At 40.6% G+C, this 20942-nt stretch carries 11 protein-coding genes; 6 read left to right on the top strand and 5 right to left on the bottom strand.

The features are described 5' to 3' along the window. Positions 1-404 precede the first annotated feature (404 nt). Complete coding sequence (locus V7K42_RS19315) at positions 405-866, bottom strand: globin domain-containing protein (RefSeq protein WP_334918841.1); 462 nt, start codon at positions 864-866, stop codon at positions 405-407. A 104-nt stretch (positions 867-970) separates the two neighbouring features. Here V7K42_RS19315 and V7K42_RS19310 point away from each other — a divergent pair, with 104 nt between their 5' ends. Further along, on the top strand, positions 971-2512 hold the full coding sequence (locus tag V7K42_RS19310) for a carotenoid oxygenase family protein (protein WP_334918839.1): 1542 nt from the start codon (positions 971-973) through the stop codon (positions 2510-2512). Positions 2513-3282: 770 nt separating this feature from the next. Here the strand turns inward: V7K42_RS19310 and glgB are convergent. The 3 genes from glgB to V7K42_RS19295 form a co-directional block, all read right to left on the bottom strand. Next, positions 3283-5574, bottom strand: a complete 2292-nt coding sequence (gene glgB / locus V7K42_RS19305) for a 1,4-alpha-glucan branching enzyme (protein ID WP_334918837.1) — start codon at positions 5572-5574, stop codon at positions 3283-3285. A 205-nt stretch (positions 5575-5779) separates the two neighbouring features. Beyond that, positions 5780-6064, bottom strand: a complete 285-nt coding sequence (locus V7K42_RS19300) for a hypothetical protein (protein ID WP_442938601.1) — start codon at positions 6062-6064, stop codon at positions 5780-5782. A 549-nt stretch (positions 6065-6613) separates the two neighbouring features. Next, complete coding sequence (locus V7K42_RS19295) at positions 6614-6823, bottom strand: hypothetical protein (RefSeq protein WP_094341984.1); 210 nt, start codon at positions 6821-6823, stop codon at positions 6614-6616. Between the two features lie 487 nt (positions 6824-7310). On the opposite strand from V7K42_RS19295, the gene V7K42_RS19290 reads away from it, so the two are divergent. Continuing rightward, complete coding sequence (locus tag V7K42_RS19290) at positions 7311-8009, top strand: hypothetical protein (protein ID WP_334918834.1); 699 nt, start codon at positions 7311-7313, stop codon at positions 8007-8009. 96 nt (positions 8010-8105) lie between these two features. Continuing rightward, positions 8106-9944 (top strand): peptidoglycan D,D-transpeptidase FtsI family protein, encoded by a 1839-nt coding sequence (locus tag V7K42_RS19285; protein WP_334918832.1) that lies wholly within the window; start codon positions 8106-8108, stop codon positions 9942-9944. Between the two features lie 653 nt (positions 9945-10597). On the opposite strand, the gene V7K42_RS19275 is transcribed toward V7K42_RS19285, so the two are convergent. Then, positions 10598-11548, bottom strand: a complete 951-nt coding sequence (locus V7K42_RS19275; RefSeq protein WP_334918830.1) for a hypothetical protein — start codon at positions 11546-11548, stop codon at positions 10598-10600. 805 nt (positions 11549-12353) lie between these two features. Between V7K42_RS19275 and ligA the strand changes: the two genes are divergently transcribed. The 3 genes from ligA to V7K42_RS19260 all read left to right on the top strand — a co-directional run. Then, positions 12354-14390 carry an NAD-dependent DNA ligase LigA gene (gene ligA / locus V7K42_RS19270; RefSeq protein WP_334918828.1) on the top strand — a complete coding sequence of 679 codons (2037 nt, stop codon included), beginning with the start codon at positions 12354-12356 and terminating at the stop codon, positions 14388-14390. Positions 14391-14891: 501 nt separating this feature from the next. Further along, on the top strand, positions 14892-15428 hold the full coding sequence (locus V7K42_RS19265; RefSeq protein ID WP_334918826.1) for a nucleotidyltransferase family protein: 537 nt from the start codon (positions 14892-14894) through the stop codon (positions 15426-15428). A 171-nt stretch (positions 15429-15599) separates the two neighbouring features. After that, the coding region (locus V7K42_RS19260) for a trifunctional serine/threonine-protein kinase/ATP-binding protein/sensor histidine kinase (protein WP_334918824.1) at positions 15600-20942 on the top strand (5343 nt) is incomplete at its 3' end.

The raw sequence follows: 20942 nt of genomic DNA, 5'->3' as shown, positions 1-20942 counted from the left end.
GATTTTTTTCCTTCATCCTCCTCCCCATAACTGCTGACTTTTGTCAAATTTTGTATTAAGAAAGATGTTTATAATGGATAGCTTACTAAGGGGGGCAAAAGTCTCTTAAAGTCCCCCTTTTTAAGGGGGATTTAGGGGGATCTAGAACTTTTAATACAGACAAGAAGATTTTTCAAACATCCTCTAAGAGTTCGAGTATAGTTTTGCGTAAAAGCGTAGCCTTTTTAATGCAAGCCGATGCATTAACAATGCAAGCCAACGCATTAACAATGTAAGCCGACGCATTAACAATGTAAGCCGACGCATTAACAATGCAAGCTGACACATTAACAATGCAAGCCAATGCATTAGTATTGTAGAATATTGCCAAATTAATTAATGAAATGCTGTACTAAATTCTGTCGTTATGAATGGATAAGCTGTTGTTTTCTCTCTTCACCCATGTATATCTCATCTTCTCTGTGAATGAATACTTCTGACAATGCCTGATAAGCTTCACTCCAAGCCGCCATCACTTCTTCAGTAGCAGTTTCTCCCAAAACATCTTTCATCGCTTGCAGTAAACTTTCCCCGACAATCGGATATTGCTCTGGTGTAACATGAGTCTGCACATGACGATGGACAATCTTCTCTACCATCGACTTTAAAGCAGGCAAATTATTAATTTGATTGGCATAGCTATAAACTGCTGTAGCTAATCTCGCGGGCTGAGAACCATCTGCTTGAGCCGCCATACTAAATTGTTCTCTAACCTCTGGATGATTTTGAAACATAATTTCATACATCCGAGTTGTGATTTGCTCACCGTTCTTTTTCAAAACAGGTGCTGTAGATTTGACGATATCTATTGTTTGTTGGCTAACCATAGTTTTTCAACCACTTGGAATATTCATTGACTTCACTTTAGTGATTATTCCTATTGGTTACTATGAGCTACCTCAGTTAAGGAGTAATAAATGAAAATGTAAGAATGCAGGTATGTACATCGATAATTTATCAAACCACACTTGAAATGCATACTATCACTACAAAGTCAACAACAAAAGCCTGGGCAGGTGCAATACCTTCTCTACGAGAGACTACGCCAACGGTGAGCTTTCCTGCGGAACGCTGCGCGAACGCTAACGGAGAACCAGCAAAAGAATTTCCCTCTACGCAACTGCCAATTATTTCTGGCAAAATCCCAGATGGCTTGCGTGGCACACTTTATCGCAATGGCCCCGCACGGCTAGAACGCGGTGGTATTCACATGGGACACTGGTTTGATGGAGATGGGGCAATTCTAGCTGTAAATTTTACCGATGCAGTCGCAACCGGGGTTTATCGCTACGTGCAAACCTCTGGCTATCAAGAAGAAGCAGCAGAGGGTAAACTAGTCTACGGCAATTATGGGATGACTGCACCAGGGCCAATTTGGAATCAATGGCAAAAGCCGATCAAGAATGCTGCCAACACTTCAGTGCTAGTACTTCCAGATAAACTTTTGGCACTGTGGGAAGGTGGTAAACCCCACGCCCTCGATTTACAAACTTTAGAAACTTGGGGCGAAGATGATTTAGGGGGGTTAACTAAAGGATTAAACTATTCCGCACATTGTAAGCGTGACGAGCAAACAGGGGAGATTTTTAACTTTGGCATCAGTCCTAAAAAAGATGCGACGCTGAATATTTACAAAAGCGATTCCACTGGGCGGATTATCCAACAAGCCGCATACGAGTTAGATAGTATACCATTGGTGCATGATTTTGTTTTAGCAGGACAGTACATTGTATTTTTCATTCCGCCAGTGCGGTTGAATATCTTACCCTTGCTAATAGGGATAAGCAGCTATAGTGATTCTCTAAAGTGGCAACCTAAACTAGGAACTCAGATTTTAGTTATTGATCGGGAAACTTTATCTGTAGTCAGTCGTGGAGAAACCGAACCTTGGTTCCAATGGCATTTTTCCAATGGTTATGTAGATGCTAGCGGTTCAGTGATTGTGGATATTGCCCGTTATGAAGATTTTCAAACTAACCAATATCTCAAGGAAGTAGCTACAGGTGAGACTCACACCCCAGCTAAAAGTACACTAACGCAAGTTCATCTGCATCCCCAAACTGGCAAAGTTATGTCAATTCAGCAACTATCAAACCGACATTGTGAATTTCCTAATGTACCACAGCTAAACGTGGGGCTAGCTTCTCGATACACATATATGTCAACATTCCGCTCAGAAACAGATATTAGCCAAGAAATCTTAAATGCGATCGCTCGTTTCGACCACAAAACCGAAACTCTCACCGAAGCAGACTTTGGAGAGAACCGTTATCCTTCAGAACCCATCCACGCCCAAGACACCCAAAACACCGAGCAAAGTTGGGTTCTAACGGTTGTCTACGATGGTAATTCTCATCGTAGCGAAGTTTGGGTATTTGATAGCGATCGCCTGGATGCCGAACCCGTTTGCAAACTAGGATTACCTACCGTCATTCCCCACAGCTTCCACGGCACTTGGAACCCAGCCAAATAACCCTTACATTTCTACAGCATTAAAACAACAACACTAAGTAAAAACCCGTAGCATTAAGCAGACATAGTTAATCACATCCTTTCAATTGAAAGGATGTGATTAATTATGTGGTCATTATTCACTTACTTTTTATACTGGTTTGTACGCAATATTACAGAAAACTGTATTGTACTTTGACGTATGTTTTGCAAAAATTGCAATACGGATAAAACAGTCAAGCAAATTTAGATTTATTCCGCCCACTAATGACAGCAGATAAATCGAGAGGAAAAAATACCCGGCGATTATTTAGATATAAATCGCCACTATACAAACAAAAACTGCCTATGCAGACTTAGTTTGATATAATTCCAGACTTCCAATGTTTTAGCGCAACGGCTGGAACACCTTCATTGCATAAGACCATCTGTCTGTGAAATTACTTGGAAGTTAGCAAATACTAAAAGTAGTAATTAGACGCTTTGCAGTACTTCTCTGTTAAGACCAAAATAAGGTAGATTACCTTTATGGCCCAATACGCGATCGCTAAGAAACCATTTATAAAGTAAACCTTAAATTGTAGGGTGCGTTACGCGCTGCTTTAACGCACCTGAAAATAAGGTTGGTTACGGCTGAATTAGACTTTCTCAAACCCTCAAATTCATACACAGCCGTTAACATACCCTAACTTTTTATTTACTTTATAAATAGGCTCTAAATCGGTGCACCTCAAATAATTCTCCTTACTCTATACAATATTTGTTGGGTGGGCATCGCCCACCCAACAAATATTATCCAATTACCTCAGCAGTCTTCTTCTTATCCAACTTGAGAATCAACACCCCTAAAGGTGGCAAACACAAATCCAGCGAATAGGGACGACTGTGCAAAGGCCAATCATCCGTCCACTTACCACCTAAGTTGCCCATATTGCTGCCGCCATACTGACGCGCATCACTATTGAATAACTCAGTATAAAATCCCTTTTGCGGTACACCGATGCGATAGTGAGAATGGGGTTGCGGCGTAAAATTGCAAACCACGATCGCAAAATCATCCGAATCCTTGTCACGTCGCATGAAAGAAACTACACTATGACGGTTGTCGCTACAGTCAATCCACTCAAACCCAGGTTCAGCAAAATCCTGAGTGTACAAAGTTGGTTCAGAACGGTAGAGATGGTTCAATTCCTGGAAAAACGTTTTTAACTGTTGGTGGGCTTCATGCTGCAATAAATACCATTGCAAATCTGTCCAATCATTCCACTCACTCCACTGCCCAAACTCCATGCTCATAAACATGGTTTTCTTGCCTGGGTGAGCAAACATATAGGTAAATAAACAACGCACATTAGCTAACTTCTGCCATGTATCCCCCGGCATTTTGCCGATGATATTGCTCTTGCCATGAACCACTTCATCGTGAGACAGGGCCAGCATGAAGTTCTCAGTGTGGTTGTACCACATACTAAAGGTAATATTGTTTTGGTGGAACTGACGAAACCAGGGGTCCATGCTGAAATAATCCAGCATATCGTGCATCCACCCCATATCCCACTTCAAGTTAAAGCCTAATCCGCCTGTGTAGGTGGGCCAAGATACCATTGGCCAAGAAGTAGATTCTTCAGCAATTGAGAGAACACCGGGGAAATAGCTAAAGATAATGTGATTTACCTGACGCAGAAAGTCTGCCGCTTCTAAGTTTTCTCTGCCGCCATACTGGTTGGGCAGCCATTCTCCTGGTTCGCGGCAATAGTCGTTATAGAGCATCGAGGCAACAGCATCGACACGAACCCCGTCAATGTGGTACTTGTCAAACCAGAAGAGAGCATTTGCTGCTAGGAAATTACAAACTTCATGGCGACCGTAATTGAACACCAAAGTACCCCATCCTTTATGTTCACCTTTGCGGGGGTCAGCGTGTTCGTATAGATGGCTACCATCAAAGAAAGCTAAACCATGTCCATCTTTGGGGAAGTGGCCAGGAACCCAATCTACAATTATCCCTAGATCATTTTTGTGACATTGGTCAACAAAATACATGAAATCTTCAGGACTGCCAAAACGGGAGGTGGGGGCATAGTACCCAGTTACTTGATAACCCCAAGAACCATCAAAGGGATGCTCTGCAATGGGAAGTATTTCTATATGGGTGTATCCCAAGTCTTTGACATAAGGAATAAGTCGCTCGGCTAGTTCCCGGTAGGTAAGGAAGCGTGCGCCCGGCTTCAGTCCAGAAACGACAACTACAGGTTCAGTTTCACCATTTGGCAGTTTAGCAGGTTCGGCACTTGAACCGTGTAACCAAGAGCCTAAATGCACTTCGTAGACTGAAACTGGCTGAGTAAGGGGGTCAGTGCGCCGCCGCTTTTCCATCCAGTCTTCGTCATCCCAACTGTAAGCATCTAAATCAGTGACAATGGATGCAGTTTTCGGGCGGACTTCCTGCTGGAAACCGTAGGGATCAGATTTTTCGTAAATGTGTCCTTCAAAATTTTTGATTTCATATTTGTAATGCTCTCCCACGCCGATTTCAGGAATAAACAACTCCCAAATTCCAGTGGGGCCTTTACGCATTTGGTGTTTCCGCCCATCCCAGAGGTTGAAATCTCCAAGCAATGAAACATTACGGGCGTTGGGTGCCCAAACTGCAAAATAAACGCCTTTAACACCGCCTATTTCCGTGGGGTGCGCTCCCAATTTTTCGTATATTCGGTGATGGTTCCCTTCACTAAACAAATGCAAATCAAAGTCTGTCAAGTTGGGAGAGCGGAAGGCGTAAGGGTCATAAGTTACACGCTCATTTTCCCCTTCCTTAATCCGTAACTGGTAGTTTGCCAGTTCTGCGGTTTCAATAGTGCATTCAAAAAAGTGGGGATGATGCACTGCTTGCATTGGGTATTCTTTGCGTTGTTCAGGAAGAACGACCCATACTGCACTTGCATTTGGTAGGTAGGCGCGCACAGCCCAGACAGTTTTGCCGTCTTGTTGTATGGGATGAGAACCTAGTATTTCAAAGGGATCGTTGTGCTGATTCCAAACGATGCTGTTAACCTGTTCAGGGGCGATCGTGGTCATGGACATGAAGCTACCTACGTGAAATAATGTGATTGACTAAATCTACTTTTTTAATATCTATATATATTCTTTACATTTATTTGCAATTTTGTCGCCACCGTTATCCTACCTCAGAATGAGATTTTGGGTATGGGGCATTAGGAACAGGGAATTGGGAACGGGGAATTGGGGAAATATCTTGACTTTTGAGCCTTGAGTAATTACTAATTTATCAAAAATTTAAAAACGGGAAAAACTGAAATAATGTTTTACGTAGGCGAAGCAAGAAAATCTGTTCGCGAATTTTGGGGTCTAGTTTTGGTGGTGGGACTTTTTGTAGCTGCGCTTGTAATTGAATATATTCGGCAGCTGTTAGGAATCTTCCATCAATTGGCGATCGCGCTTCTATGATAATCTGTGTCCGTAATATTTCTTCTGGTGTATCCTCTGGTGGGGGTAATGCTATGACTATTGATGATCCCCAATAGCCACTCAACACAAAAAAACTTGCTCCCATCGCAACTAGACCCAGAAATTTTACCGTTTTTCTCGCTTTAACTCTCCCCATCTCTTGAACTGCGTTCACAACGCAGCATGAAAATCTTTTTTCCCCATGCCCAATCTATGTTCCCAATAAAAATCTGGCAATATCAAGAAACATGACCAGGTCTCTCTTAATAGAGAATAGACTACAGGGAATGCTCTTGAGCAATTGCCAGCGATCGCAATAATTATTTATGTCCTCTCAAAACTCAGGAGTCTAAGCCATTCTAAACGCTAAATATGGCTTAGATTTACGGAATTAAACTTCCTTTTACTCGGAATAAGGTTCGGTCAGGCGAGAATTTCAGGCGGACACTTGGTTGAGGGGGTAATCCTCATCACCAGTGTCCTTTACTTGCTGCCCTACTTAGCTAATAGGCTGATATTTGAGCAAACTCTAGGCTCTGATCCACCAACAGGGAGATACGGGTTTCTAGATGAACCTAATTAATTCAACCTATATGGTGACGAGCGTTGTTACTAAACTGTTTTGGGCATGATTTAAACTAAAGCTTAAAATGCCTTATTTAGGAGTAGCAGTAGGAGTAGCTGCGGGAGTAGCAGGTGTAGTAGCAGGAGGTTTAGCTCCAGCAGGAGGTGCATCAGTTGGTTCACCTGTAGCCGCTGGAGTACTAGTAGTACCACCACCAGCATCACCACCACCGCCTTCACAAGCTCCGAGAATTGTAGCTAGACTTAAGATTACAGCCAAACCGAAGATTTTTGTTTTCATAACTCCTCTTTCACCAATTGTGGCTAGAACAATTTTTCACCTGTTGAATACGATACCGTATTTATTGCTTTTTTTTAATGCTGTGATGATTACATGCTAAAAAAAACAATCTTTTGGGGTATTCTTTTTCGGATTACGTATCATACAACCATCTGATTAGTTTCTCTTAACTCAAGAGCAAAAGGGAAATTACCAAATTTTTTAGCAAACCGAGTTATCATAGCAAAAAATTTTATTTTTTTCACGGAGTATTGCACCTTGCTGCCCCGCGTTGCCATACTTTAGGTGCAATACCTAAAGGGCAAGCTGTCCAGTTTCTAATCACTGATTGCAAACATTGGTACAGCTACCTATCAGAACACTTAAAAGGGTGTAGTCTGTTATGTGTGCTTGTTGCACAGAAGGTAATTTTAACCTCAGCAAAAACATCCAATCAAGAAAATCAATCTAAAGTACAGTATTTTCCATCTAAAAACTAAAAAAATTTATGGTAGTTGCTCGTAAATCTGCTGTTTCTACAAGGGGTAATTGGTTCCGGCGAGATTCTATTTTTCCTTTAGGTAGGCGACGCTCTAGGTCTGTGGAGTCAGCAGCACGGAGCGCTTCTACACCAGCTACCCAAGCTACTCCCACATCCTCTCAAAGACAACAGCATTCCTCGAAAAATTTAGCGGCTTCTTCCACAAATAAGGTAGTTATGCCCAAATCGTTGAAAGAGTTGGGTAGACAACAAATGCCAAATCTCAATCAGCAGTCCAGTGCGACTCCAAAGAGTTCAGGGGGAGATTTTCTTCGCCTTCCCACCATGCCTAATTCGGGAGCAGCACCTTTATGGTTGTTGCGCTTGTATACTTTTCATCGTTATTCAACAGTTTTGGCGTTTTTGTTAGTAGCATCGACACTTGCTGTTTATGGATGGACGGTATATTCCCAAGAGCTTTGGAGTAAGTCATATCGCAGACTGCAAAACCTCCAACGTCATGAGCGTCTACTAACGGCAACCAACGCCACGCTGAAAAACAAAATGGCTAAGGAAGCAGAACAACCAACAGCAGGGCTGGTGTTACCAACTCCTCAAGGAATGATTTTCTTGCCTCCAGTATCTCATACTCCTAAGCCAGCATCGTCTAACACAACGTCAAATTCGGAAACGCAACAGCAAACGCTCTCGCCACTGGGATATTAAGGTTAAGAGTTAGGAGTTAGGAGTTAGAAATTATGGAGTAACTAACTTTAACTTTGGACTTTTGACTCCAAAAAGCAATTTGCTACTGAGTAGGCAATGCAAAAATTACCAAGTAAAACAAAATTCAGAAAGTTTCGGAATCCGGCATTCCAAAAACGACAGAAAGGTTCTAAACGAGGGTTGTTAGAGACACTTGCCTCTAATATCCAAGAACAAACATCCAATAGCAAGTCTCGACTGTTCATAGTATGGGGCGCATTAATGGCAGCAGGGTTAGGGTTGGGTATCAACTTGTATAACCTGCAAATTGTCAAGGGGCAAAAATTAACAGAGCAAGCACGAAACCAGCAAATGGTGAATTTGCGACCTTTTATGCCCCGTCGTCCGGTGGTAGATCGCAATAGTAATCTGTTGGCAATTGACCGTCCTGTATATACTTTGTACGCTCATCCCAAGCTATTTGATAAGTCTAATGAAGAGATGGCAGAGCAACTTGCCCCAATATTGGCAAAAGATACTGCTGAATTAGTGAAAACTTTTCAAAGCAAAAGAAGTGGAATTATCCTTGCCCCAGCCTTACCAGAAGAAGTTATCGATCGCGTGACTTCTTTGCGCTTAAATGGCTTGGAGTTAATTCAAAAATACTCCCGATTTTATCCGCCAGACGATTTAGTTTCTGATGTGGTGGGTTATGTGAATGTTGACCGTCGTGGTCAAGCAGGTGTGGAATATTCTCAAGAGAAGTTGTTAGAACGTCCTGTGCAAACGGTGCGGCTCAGTCGCTCTGGGAATGGGGCTGTGATGCCCGATCGTGCGCCTGAAGGTTTTCTGCACTTTGATGATTTGCGGCTGCAACTCACTATCGATAGCCGTCTACAACGGATTGCTAGCCTGGCGCTCAAACAACAGATGGATAAGTTTGACGCTAAACGTGGGGCAGTAATTGTGATGGATGCGTTGGATGGTTCCTTACTCGCCCTCGTTTCTCAACCTACCTATAACCCTAATGAATACGCTAAAGCTAATATCTCACTATTTAAAAACTGGACGGTAGCGGATCTTTATGAACCGGGATCGACTTTTAAGCCTTTGAATGTAGCGATCGCTCTCGAAAATGGCATCATCAAACCAGATGATATGTTTAATGACTCCGGTTCTATTCGAGTAGCTAATTACACCATTAAAAATGCGATGAATAATGGGAATGGGCGAATCAGCATCGCTCAGATTTTACAATATTCCAGCAACATTGGCATGGTGCAAATTATCCAACGCTTAAAGCCTTCAATCTTCTACAACTGGCTAGAACGCTTGGGGCTAGGACAAAAAGTTGATACAGATTTACCTTTTGAAGTTGGCGGTCGCCTCAAAAGTCAAGAAGAATTTATCGCTTCGCCAATTGAACCAGCTACTACTTCCTTTGGGCAAGGCTTCTCTATGACACCGTTACAGCTAGTACAAATGCACGGTGCTTTAGCCAATGGCGGGAAGTTGGTAACACCCCATGTAGTTCGAGGGCTGATTGATAGCAAAGGGCAGATGCATGATTCACCCACTCATACCATCCCCCGCCAAATTTTCTCAGCCGCAACAACCCAAAAAGTTGTGGAAATGATGGAAACTGTTGTTAATGAAGGCAGTGGTAAGGCGGCACAAATTCCTGGATATCGCATTGCTGGTAAAACTGGTACTGCCCAAAAAGCTAGTCCTAATGGCGGCTACATCAAGGGTGCTAGAATGACCAGCTTCGTGGCTATTTTACCAGTGGAATCTCCTCGCTATGTAGTGTTTGCACTGGTGGATGAGCCAAAAGGAGAAAGTGCTTATGGTTCTACTGTCGCCGCACCAATTGTCAAGTCGGTAATTGAAGCGCTGATTCCTCTTGAAGAGATTCCGCCTAGTAAGGCATTTGAGCAACAGCCGAAAGCCCCGTAGAGAGGGGAGCAATGCGATTTTGTGAGATGGGTAAGCAGGGGAGGCAGGGGAGGCAGGGGAGGCAGGGGAAGAGAAAGAAATAAGTGTAGAAGCAGTCTGTTTCGGTAGTAAAAAATACTAAAAATGCCTCTTTACTCCCCCTGCTCTCCCTGCTCATTGGACGATGATCTCACTTTTTCGCGTTGCTCCCGTAGAGAGTGGGGAGGGAGACAAGAGATTAACACATTCAAAATTAAAAATGACGCTCTCTACGAGACGCAAAAAGCGAACGCGGACTCGCTCTAAGCGTTGGCGTAGCCTCTCGTAGAGAAGCCATGCCGTAGGCTTTACGATACGCTAACAAAATTAAAGACAGTTTCAGGGGATTCAATATAATCAGCACCGAGTGCGTAGCCCGGATTTCTCACCACATCTCTCAAAACCTTGTGCAGGGGAGTAGGGGAGCAGGGGAGCAGGGGAGCAGGGGAGCAGGGGAGAGAATACCAAGTTTTTTCTTTCCCCTCTGCTCCTCTGCCCCTCTGCCCCTCAAGCTTGTGAGAAATGCGGGGTAGGCGTAGCCCGCCGCAGGCATTACTAATTCATAAGCAGCTAAAGTATGTTCTGGACGATAGCCGCTCGCGCCTCGGTATGCAATGATCATTGGAGATGTTGTACTAATAGCCACTGACATCAACTAATCGATATCCTTCACCAACCAGTTTGTCAAAAGTTGCTTGATACTGGGCTGAAGTCAATCCATGTCGTGCTTGCCAAGCTGAACCACCAGACTTTTCCCAAATAGCGGCATATCGGTTTTGTCCGTTGACATTGTAACCACTTACGTCAACTAAGCGATATCCTTCACCAACCAGTTTGTCAAAAGTTGCTTGATACTGGGCTGAGGTCAATCCATGTCGTGCTTGCCAAGCTGGGCCGCCAGACTTCACCCAAATAGCAGCATATCGGTCTTGTCCATTGACATCATAACCACTAACATCAACCAACCGATATCCTTCGCCAACTAGTTTGTCAAAAGTAGCTTGATACTGGGCTGAGGTCAATCCGTGTCGCGCCTCCCAAGCTGGGCCGTCAGACTTTTCCCAAATAGCGGCATATCGGTCTTGTCCATTGACATCATAACCACTAACGTGAACTAATCGATATCCTTCACCAACTAGTTTGTCAAAAGTCGCTTGATATTGGGCTGAGGTCAATCCATGTCGCGCCTCCCAAGCTGGGCCGCTAGACTTCACCCAAATAGCAGCGTATCGCCCTTGTCCGTTAACATCATAACCACTGACATCAACCAACCGATATCCTTCACCAACCAATTTGTCAAAAGTTGCTTGATATTGGGCTGAGGTCAATCCATGTCGCGCTTCCCAAGCTGAACCACCAGACTTCACCCAAATAGCAGCATATCGGTTTTGTCCGTTAGCTACTGCTTGTCTTCTGACATCAGGAATTCTCTGTAACTGGGCGACATTTTGAGCAATTAACTTTGTGTTTGTCTCGGTATTGCTGACACTATTGGCAAGGTTAATGGGAGCGGCAAAAGCGGAACTGATTAAAGTTGAAAGTAACACAGCACTAGAGGCAGTAAATGTTAAAGAGCGGATGAACATATTAGTAAAATAAAACTGTAAATTTGGGCTTCACTGACTAACTAGGGTTACATTTATTTTTTTATGCAACACCCAGCTAGCAATGCTGACAATTGTGAATACCCCAGATTTACAGGTAATTCCTGAATTCAGAATACCGAACTTTTATTTGTATAGCTTTAACGTAATTCTACTATGTAGTTTTAAATGATTTTATACTAGCGATAGGGAACGAAAGGCACAATACAAGACCATGAACTCAAATAAACTTAGTATAAAACACATTTATATTGACGGTCAAAAGATATTATTTCCCAGCCAAGAAGAATGGAAAACTTTGCGATTCAACCCCTTTATTGATGATATGCCACTAGCTGTTTTAGATTTGCTTTGACCAGCGCTTGAGTTAACTCAAAAATATCCTGAAATTCACTTAGGGCTTGGAAAGATATCAAATTTCAAGAGATGGCTGCCATATATTTTTCTAGAATATAGAATCAAGCTTTCAAAGAGTTCAGTTATAAACTTTAAGCTGTGGTTTTTGCAATTGGCGAGGAAAAACAGCTAATCCTATGGATACGGGTCTATATTGTGGAGATGGGATAAATCAGGATCGGTTTACTCTAATGAAAGCTGCTGAAAGATATCCGATACTTCCTTGCCCTTGTTGTGGCGATCGCTTACCAAGACATCCAATTTGGGTAGAATATAATATAAAGGATTAATTCATGAAAGCCTTAATTTTTCACGGGTTAATTGCGGCTATCCAAGCAACAGGCTTCATTATCTTTAAATTCTATTCGCTAGATATTTTGTAATCATTCTAATGACACAGATTAAGCCGGAAGTAAAGCGCACAGAAGAATTGCGCCAGTTATTGCAACAAGCCAGCTATGCTTATTACGTCTTAGATTCTCCAATGATGGAAGATGCAGTCTATGACCAGCTATATCGAGAATTGCAACAACTAGAAATTCAATATCCAGAATTGACAACGCCCGATAGTCCGACTCAGCGCGTGGGTGAGCTTAAGCATACGCAGTTTACCTCGGTGCGGCATAATATCCCCCTGTACAGTCTGGAGAATGCATTCAATATTGACGAGTTGCAAGGATGGGTTCAGCGTTGGCGGCGACAAGTACCGAAAATAGATTCAGTTGAATATGTCACTGAACTGAAAATTGATGGCTCTGCTTTGGCTCTTACCTACCAAGATGGCATTCTAGTTAGGGGGACAACTAGGGGTGATGGGGTCATGGGTGAAGATATTACCCAAAATGTGCGGACAATTCGCTCAATTCCCTTACGTTTGAATTTTGAAGGGTTAGAAATTTTAGAAAGGGTAGAAGTGCGAGGCGAGGCGTTTTTGCCTTTGGAAGTTTTTAAACAAATTAATGAGGAAAGGCAAAAAGCAGGGGAGCAATTATTCGCCAATCCCCGGAATGCCGCAGCAGGTACACTTAGACAACTAGACTCGCGCATTGTCGCAAAACGGCGGTTAGCTTTCTTTGGCTATACCCTGCATATTCCTGGTAGAGATGACACCAGTATTGCCAATACCCAATGGGAAGCATTGGAGTTGTTAGAAAAGATGGGTTTTCAAGTGAACTCCAATCACAAACTATGTGCCTCGATCGCAGAAGTCGCAAAATATTATGAATATTGGGATACGGAACGCCTGAATTTACCCTACATGACTGATGGAGTGGTAGTAAAGCTAAATTCTTTTAAACTCCAAGAACAGCTAGGGTTTACACAGAAATTTCCTCGCTGGGCGATCGCATTAAAGTACCCCGCCGAAGAAGCGCCGACTCGTGTAGAAAATATTGCTGTAAATGTCGGACGAACCGGGGCGTTAACGCCATTAGCCGAGATGCGCCCTGTGCAACTGGCGGGAACAACTGTTTCTCGCGCCACTTTACATAATAGCGATCGCATTGCTCAATTAGATATCCGCATTGGCGATACTGTCATCGTCCGCAAAGCTGGGGAAATCATTCCAGAGGTTGTGAGGGTATTAAAAGAACTCCGTCCTGCTGACACTGAACCCTTCGTTATGCCTACCCATTGCCCAGTGTGCAATCAAGCAGTAGTGCGAGAATCAGGTGAGGCGGTGACTCGATGCGTCAATGCTTCCTGTGCGGCGATTCTCAAAGGTTCTATTGAACATTGGGTAAGTCGTGATGCCTTGGATATTAAAGGTTTAGGCGAAAAGCTGGTGCATCAACTTGTTGATAAAGTTTTAGTGCATTCCGTTGCTGATTTATATGAGTTGACAGGAGAGAGATTGTGTGCATTAGAAAGGATGGGGGAAAAGTCAGCAGAGAAATTGATTGATGCGATCGCTCAATCAAAAAATCAACCTTGGTCAAGGGTATTGTATGGTTTAGGCATCCGTCACGTTGGTAGTGTGAATGCCCAATTGTTAACTCAGAAATATTTCACCGTCGAACAGTTAGCGACAGCAAAGCAATCAGATATTGAAGGAATTTATGGTATTGGTGCTGAAATTGCCCAATCTGTGTACCAGTGGTTTCGGATTGATGCCAACCAAACTTTGATAGAATGTTTGCAAGCAGAAGGATTGCAATTAACCGCCCTAGAGGAAACAAAAACAGTTGGTGATGGTAATCAAAAGTTTGCAGGTAAGACGTTTGTCGTCACAGGGACATTGCCAACCTTAAAGCGAGATGAAGCAAAGGCTTTGATTCAAAAAGCTGGGGGAAAAGTGACCGATTCAGTGAGTAAAAAAACAGATTATTTGGTGGTAGGAGAAGATGCCGGTTCTAAATTAGAAAAAGCGCTCTCTTTGGGAATTGCACAGTTAAGCGAGGCACAATTTTTAGAGATGCTTGAGGATTGATATCATGTCCGCTAAATTACCCATAAAAAAGAACCTTTCCCCGCAAGTGAGGAAGGGAGACAAAGCATAGCTTTGGCGGGGTGGGGTTCTTCGAGTTTAATAAGCAATTAAGCTATACAGCAGATTGCAAGTAAGTGAGGTACAGCAGGACTGATTCATCAAACATAAAAAGTTTCTTTCTAACTCCTGCCTCCTGCCTCAAAACCCGTAAGCTTTGTACCTCATGTAAATGAAAACTGCTGTATCTGGCAAACCCGTCACACTCATATCAATGTTTAAGCTAAAAATCTTTTAATTTGCATCCTGCAAAAAATAAATCCCTTGTGGGGTTGTCCTAGTAGTCTGTTAATCAAAACTAGAGGAATGAATCAATTTTTCAATTTATCTTGTTACTATCACTTGACCTGATAAGTGTCACAGGAGGTCTATAAAGACCGTAAACTTAATGAGATATAAATGATAATATTTTGACCTTCTAGTTGACAATCCCAGGGATTTGATATGAATAGTAACACTCATCTACAGATGATTTTAGCTGATACACCTATTGATACAGTATTACCTGCGATCGCTCAACTAAATCTACCTAACTGGTGGTTAGCTGGTGGTGCAGTCCGAAACACAGTTTGGTCTTCGATTTTTGGCAATGACTGTGGGTTAGTTGTTAAAGATTTTGATATTGCATTCTTTGATATAGAGGGAAATCGTTCTCAAGAACTAGCAGCAAAGGCGACTCTCACAGAACAATTTCCTCATGACGAGTTTGATGTTAAAAATCAAGCCAGTTTTGCTCGTTGGCGGCTTGGTAGCAGACACTACATTAATACAGAAGATGCTGTTGCAGAGTGGTTGCACACTGCTACTGCTGTCGGAGTTCGACTAGATGCACAAGGCCAATGGCAATTTTTCACTCCCTACGGATTGAATGACCTGTTTGATGGTATTATTCGACCTACCCCAGCACATACTCATAACGTTGATGCCCACAATAAAGCATCGGGGTTCTTACAAAAATGTCCTTATCTGCGGTTGGCGTAAAAGTTACAATAGCTTTTCCGTTACAAGGGAATAATCGCTTTTCAATTTACAACCCTTGGATATGGAATCGCAATGTTAATAATTTTCTCCCACTGGGAATAATTAAATTAGAACCCCTTTCACGATAGGACGGGGGTGATACTAATTTTGTACCTTGGTAGACAAAAATCAATGCCAAATCCTGCTGGATATCAAATCAATTCGACTCTCCACGAAGGAATCCAAACAATTATTTATCAAACACAAATACCAAAGACGCAACAGCGAGTTATCCTCAAGTTGCTTAAAAATGAATATCCTACCCTCGAAGCCTTTACTCGCCTTAAAAATGAATATCAAATTCAGCAAGGTTTAGACCATCCCAACATAGTTAAAGCCATTAGTCTAGAAACCTTTGATAACCGTGTGGGGCTGTTGTTAGAAGACTTTGATGGTCAATCTTTAGCCCAAATTCTCCAGACAAAAAAACTTGGCTTAATTAATGATTTAAATATTACTATTCAACTGACTAAAGCTCTAGATTATTTGCATAAACACCAGATTATTCATAAAGATATCAAACCTAGTAACATCATTATTAACTCTCAAACAGGTATTGTTAAACTCACTGACTTTGGTATAGCCTCCCGCCTCAATAAGGAAAATCCCCAATTTAATAATCCTAACTGCGTTGAAGGCACACTTGCCTACATGTCTCCCGAACAAACGGGGAGAATGAATCGTATTCTCGATTATCGCACCGACTTTTATTCTCTTGGTGTAACTTTATATGAAATGCTCACCGATAAAACACCATTTTGTAGTCAAGACCCTTTAGAACTAGTTTATAGCCACATTGCTATTCAACCGATTAACCCACAGTTATTAAATCCAACAATTCCTAACGCCATCTCAGAAATTGTGCTGAAGTTGATGGCGAAAAATGCGGAAGACAGATATCAAAGCGCTACAGGATTATTAGCAGACTTAGAATTATGTCTTAACCAATTAAAAACTAAGGGTACAATTACTGATTTTCTTCCAGGTCGTTTAGATATATTAAGCCAGTTATTAATACCTCAAAAATTATATGGTCGTGAAAACCAAGTTAATGAACTGCTAGCAGCATTTGAAAGGATTACATCTGGGGCTAGTGAGATGATGCTAGTTTCTGGTTATTCAGGTATTGGCAAATCAGTTTTAGTCAACGAAGTTAATAAACCCATTACTCGCAGACAAGGTTACTTTATTTCTGGTAAGTTTGACCAATTAAAGCGAAATATCCCTTATGCTTCCTTAATTCAAGCTTTTGCTTATTTAATGCGGTATTTACTGACAGAGAATAATGAAAAAATAGAAACATGGCGTGAAAAAATACTATCAGTTTTAGGAACAAATGGAAAAGTTATTACTGATGTAATTCCAGAAGTAGAATTAATTATTGGTATACAGCCAGAAGTTGCCCAAATTGGTGCAACAGAATCACAAAATCGCTTCAATCGAGTTTTTAAAGAATTTATCCAAGTTTTTACCCAAAGAGAACACCCTTTAGTTATCTTTTTAGATGATTTACAATGGGCAGATTCAGCAACATTAAATTTAATCCAACTACTTGTAACTGATACTGACAGCAAATATCTATTATTTATTGGTGCATATAGAGATAATGAAGTTAATGCAGCACATCCTTTAATTCAAAAACTAGAAGAAATTAAAAATACTGGCACAGTTATTAACAATGTTGTGTTGCAACCTTTAAATTTAGACAATGTGACTCAGTTAGTTGCAGAAACTTTACAAGAGACAGAGATTAACCATGATGTAGAATCTAATAGGTTTAAAAATAGAATTATCCAATTAGCTGAATTAATTTTTAATAAGACAGGTGGAAATCCATTTTTCATCACACAACTTATTCAAGCACTTTATCAAGAAAAGCTTTTAAAATTCGACTTCATTAATTCTCAATGGCAGTGGAGTATTGAGGATATTCAAGCAATTGGAATTACTGATAAAAATGTAGTTGAGTTAGTTGCCAGTAGAGTTGAGAAACTACCAAACCTTACCCAAAATGTTTTAAAATTAGCAGCTTGTGTGGGTGACAGATTTAGTCTTGATGTTTTATCTATAGTCAATGAAAAATCAGCTTCTTTGACAGCCAATGATTTACACTCGGCTTTGCAAGCGGGATTAATTCTACCTTTAAGTGAAGCTTACCGTATTCCTTTAGTTTTTAATCAAGAAGAAGCGGTTAATTTAAATTTCGACACTTCACGGGTTGGTTACAAGTTCTTACATGACAGAGTACAACAAGCAGCATATTCGCTGATTCCAGAAGAACTCAAAAAATTTACTCACTTGAAAATTGGCCAACTGCTTCTACAAAATATCCCAAAGCAGGAAATAGAAGTTAATATTTTTGATATTGTTAATCAGTTGAATGTAGGTATTGTTAACCTAATAAAGCAATCTGAAAAAACTGAATTGGCACGACTAAATCTAATTGCAGGGCGAAAAGCTAAAGCTTCTACAGCTTATGAAGCTGCACTTAAATACTTCACAAATGGGATAGAACTTTTAAATGCAGATACTTGGACAACTGAATATACTTTAACCATAGGTTTATATGAAGGAGCCGCAGAAGCAGCCTATTTGGGTGGTAATTTTGAGCAGATGCAGCAATGGGCTGAGGCGGTGCAGCAAGAAGCCAAAATCCTTCTAGATAAAGTGAAAGTCTATGAAGTACAGATTATCGCTTCTATCATTCAAAGCAAACAACTGGAAGCCATTCAGATAGCAGTATCAATTCTCAAATTGCTAGGAATAAGTTTTCCAGATGAACCTACATCAACTGATATTCAGCAGGGAATGGATGAAATTGCTATTTCTTTGAAAAGTAAAGCGATGTCTGACGACAAGCCGCTACGCATCTACGCAGATTTAATTAACTTACCATTGATGTCCGATCCTAACAAGATTGCAGCCATGAAAATATTAATGGGAGTTCTTCCTGCGGCTTTTCAAACTGCTCCTGCTATGATGCCAATTATTGTCTGTAAAATGGTTAATTTGTCCTTAAATTATGGCAATACAGCTGTATCTGCCTATGGTTATAGTCTTTATGGCTTACTTCTTTGTGGAGTTCAAGGAGAAATTAATTCTGGCTATGAATTTGGTAAATTAGCTTCTAGTTTGGTGTCAAAATTTGATTCTCAAGAACTCAAGGCTAAAATTCTGACGGTTGTTAGCGCTCATGTTATGCACTGGAAAGAGCATGTTAGGGAGACATTAACATCATCAATGTCTGGATATGCTAGTGGTCTGGAAACTGGAGATTTAGAATATGCTGGCTATTGTGGTTACATTTATCCCTATCATTCATTTTGGTTGGGTAAAGAACTTTGGGTTTTAGAAAAAGAACTTATAGCTTACTGTGAATCGCTGAAAAAAATTAATCAGCGAGTAGCTTTAACTTGGAATTCAGTATATTTACAAACAGTTTTGAATTTGAAAGGAAATTTTGAAAATGTAGATTGTTTAATTGGAGAAGCCTACGACGAGCAAAGTATGCTGCCAATTCATCAGCAAGTAAATGACCTTTACACAATTAACCATTTATTTGTAAATAAATTAATGCTCTCTTACATATTTGGGGAGTATTTTAAAGCTGTAGAACATGCTGCGATCGCAGAAAAATCTTTAGGTGGTGTTACAGGATTATTTGTTGTTCCAATGTTCTATTTTTACGATTCCTTAGCACACTTGGCCATATATCATACTGCCAAAGAGTCTGAAAAGCAAGCTATTCTTGAAAAAATTCAAGCTAATCAGCAAAAAATGGAACTCTGGGCTACTCATGCTCCCACGAATCACTTACATAGATTTTATCTCGTAGAGGCAGAAAGGTATCGGATTTTGGATCAAAAGCTGGAAGCAATGGACTACTATGATAACTCTATTGCTAAATCCCAAGAGAATGGTTTTCTCCAAGAAGAAGCTTTAGGTTATGAGTTAGCAGGAAAATTTTATCAATCTCTAGGTAAAGATTTAATTCATCAAACTTATATAACTAAAGCCTATTATGCCTATATTCGTTGGGGTGCGATCGCTAAAGTTAAGTACTTAGAATCAAAGTATGTTTTTCTAGTAGGACAAACTGCTGCTATAGAAAGTACTACTTCCAAAATAGATACAATTCACTTTACTACTACCACTACCACTAATAGTAGTTTAAGCGATTTTCTAGACTTTAATGCATTCATCAAGTTTTCGCAAGCGATTACCAACGAAATTGTTTTAGAAAATTTGTTGAGCAAGCTCATCAAAATTTTACTAGAAAATGCTGCCGCCCAAAAAGCAGTGCTACTCCTACTTAAAGATAATCAACTATATATCGAAGCTTCGGGAAATGCTACCGATGATGTCGTGACAGTTTTATGCTCTATTCCTGTTGAAGCTTATCAGGATTTACCCCTCTCTGTGATTAATTACGTTTTTCGCACTCAACAATATCTTGTATTAAATGATGCAATAACTACAGAGCCGTTTAACCTTGATATTTATATTCAGGAATCTAAAACGAAATCAATTTTTTGCTTACCGATAATTTATCAATCACAAATTACAGGGATTATTTATTTAGAAAATAAGTTGTCATCAGGGACTTTTGTGCCAGAAAGAGTAGAAGTATTAAAAGTCTTGGTTTCTCAAATGGCTATTGCTATACAAAATGCCCGGTTGTACACAAGAGAACAAGATAAATCGAGAGAATTAGAACAGTCAATAAAAGATTTACAAGAGGCACAACTACAACTTATTCAAAGCGAAAAAATGTCTTCTCTGGGTAATTTAGTTGCAGGGGTGGCACACGAAATAAATAATCCACTTGGTTTTATTACAGGTAGTATAGCCCAAGCAAAAGATACTGTTAAGGATTTAATAGACTATTTACAATTGTACCGAGATAAAATCCCAAATCCTGGTGCTGAAATTGAAGAAAAAGCTGAAGAAATAGATATAGATTTCCTCCTAAAAGATTTACCAAAAATGATTGATGGGATGACGGTAGGAACGCAGCGCATTCGTAATATTAGTACTTCTCTCCGTACTTTTTCACGCGCAGATACTAGTTATAAAGTATTAGCTAATATTCACGAAGGCATTGATAGTACTTTGTTAATTTTACAGCATCGGCTGAAAGCTGACCATAATCGTCCGGCGATTAAAATACTTAAAGAGTATGGAAATATTCCATTAGCAAAATGCTATTTAGGACAATTAAATCAAGTTTTTATGAACATTATTGCAAATGCAATTGATGCCTTAGAAGAAACAAACATCGGTCGTAGCTTTATGGAAGTTCAAGATAATTATCCTAATCTTATTACCATCTTAACTAAGGTAGAGAAAGATAATAATCTGACAATTAAGATTCAAGATAATGCTAAAGGAATGCCAGAAGAAGTTAAAGCCTGTATCTTTGAAAATCTATTTACTACCAAATGCGTAGGAAAAGGTACAGGATTAGGATTATCT

It is taken from the genome of Nostoc sp., assembly GCF_036917455.1.
Lineage (GTDB): Bacteria > Cyanobacteriota > Cyanobacteriia > Cyanobacteriales > Nostocaceae > Nostoc.
This window is presented reverse-complemented; position numbering and strand designations above follow the sequence as displayed.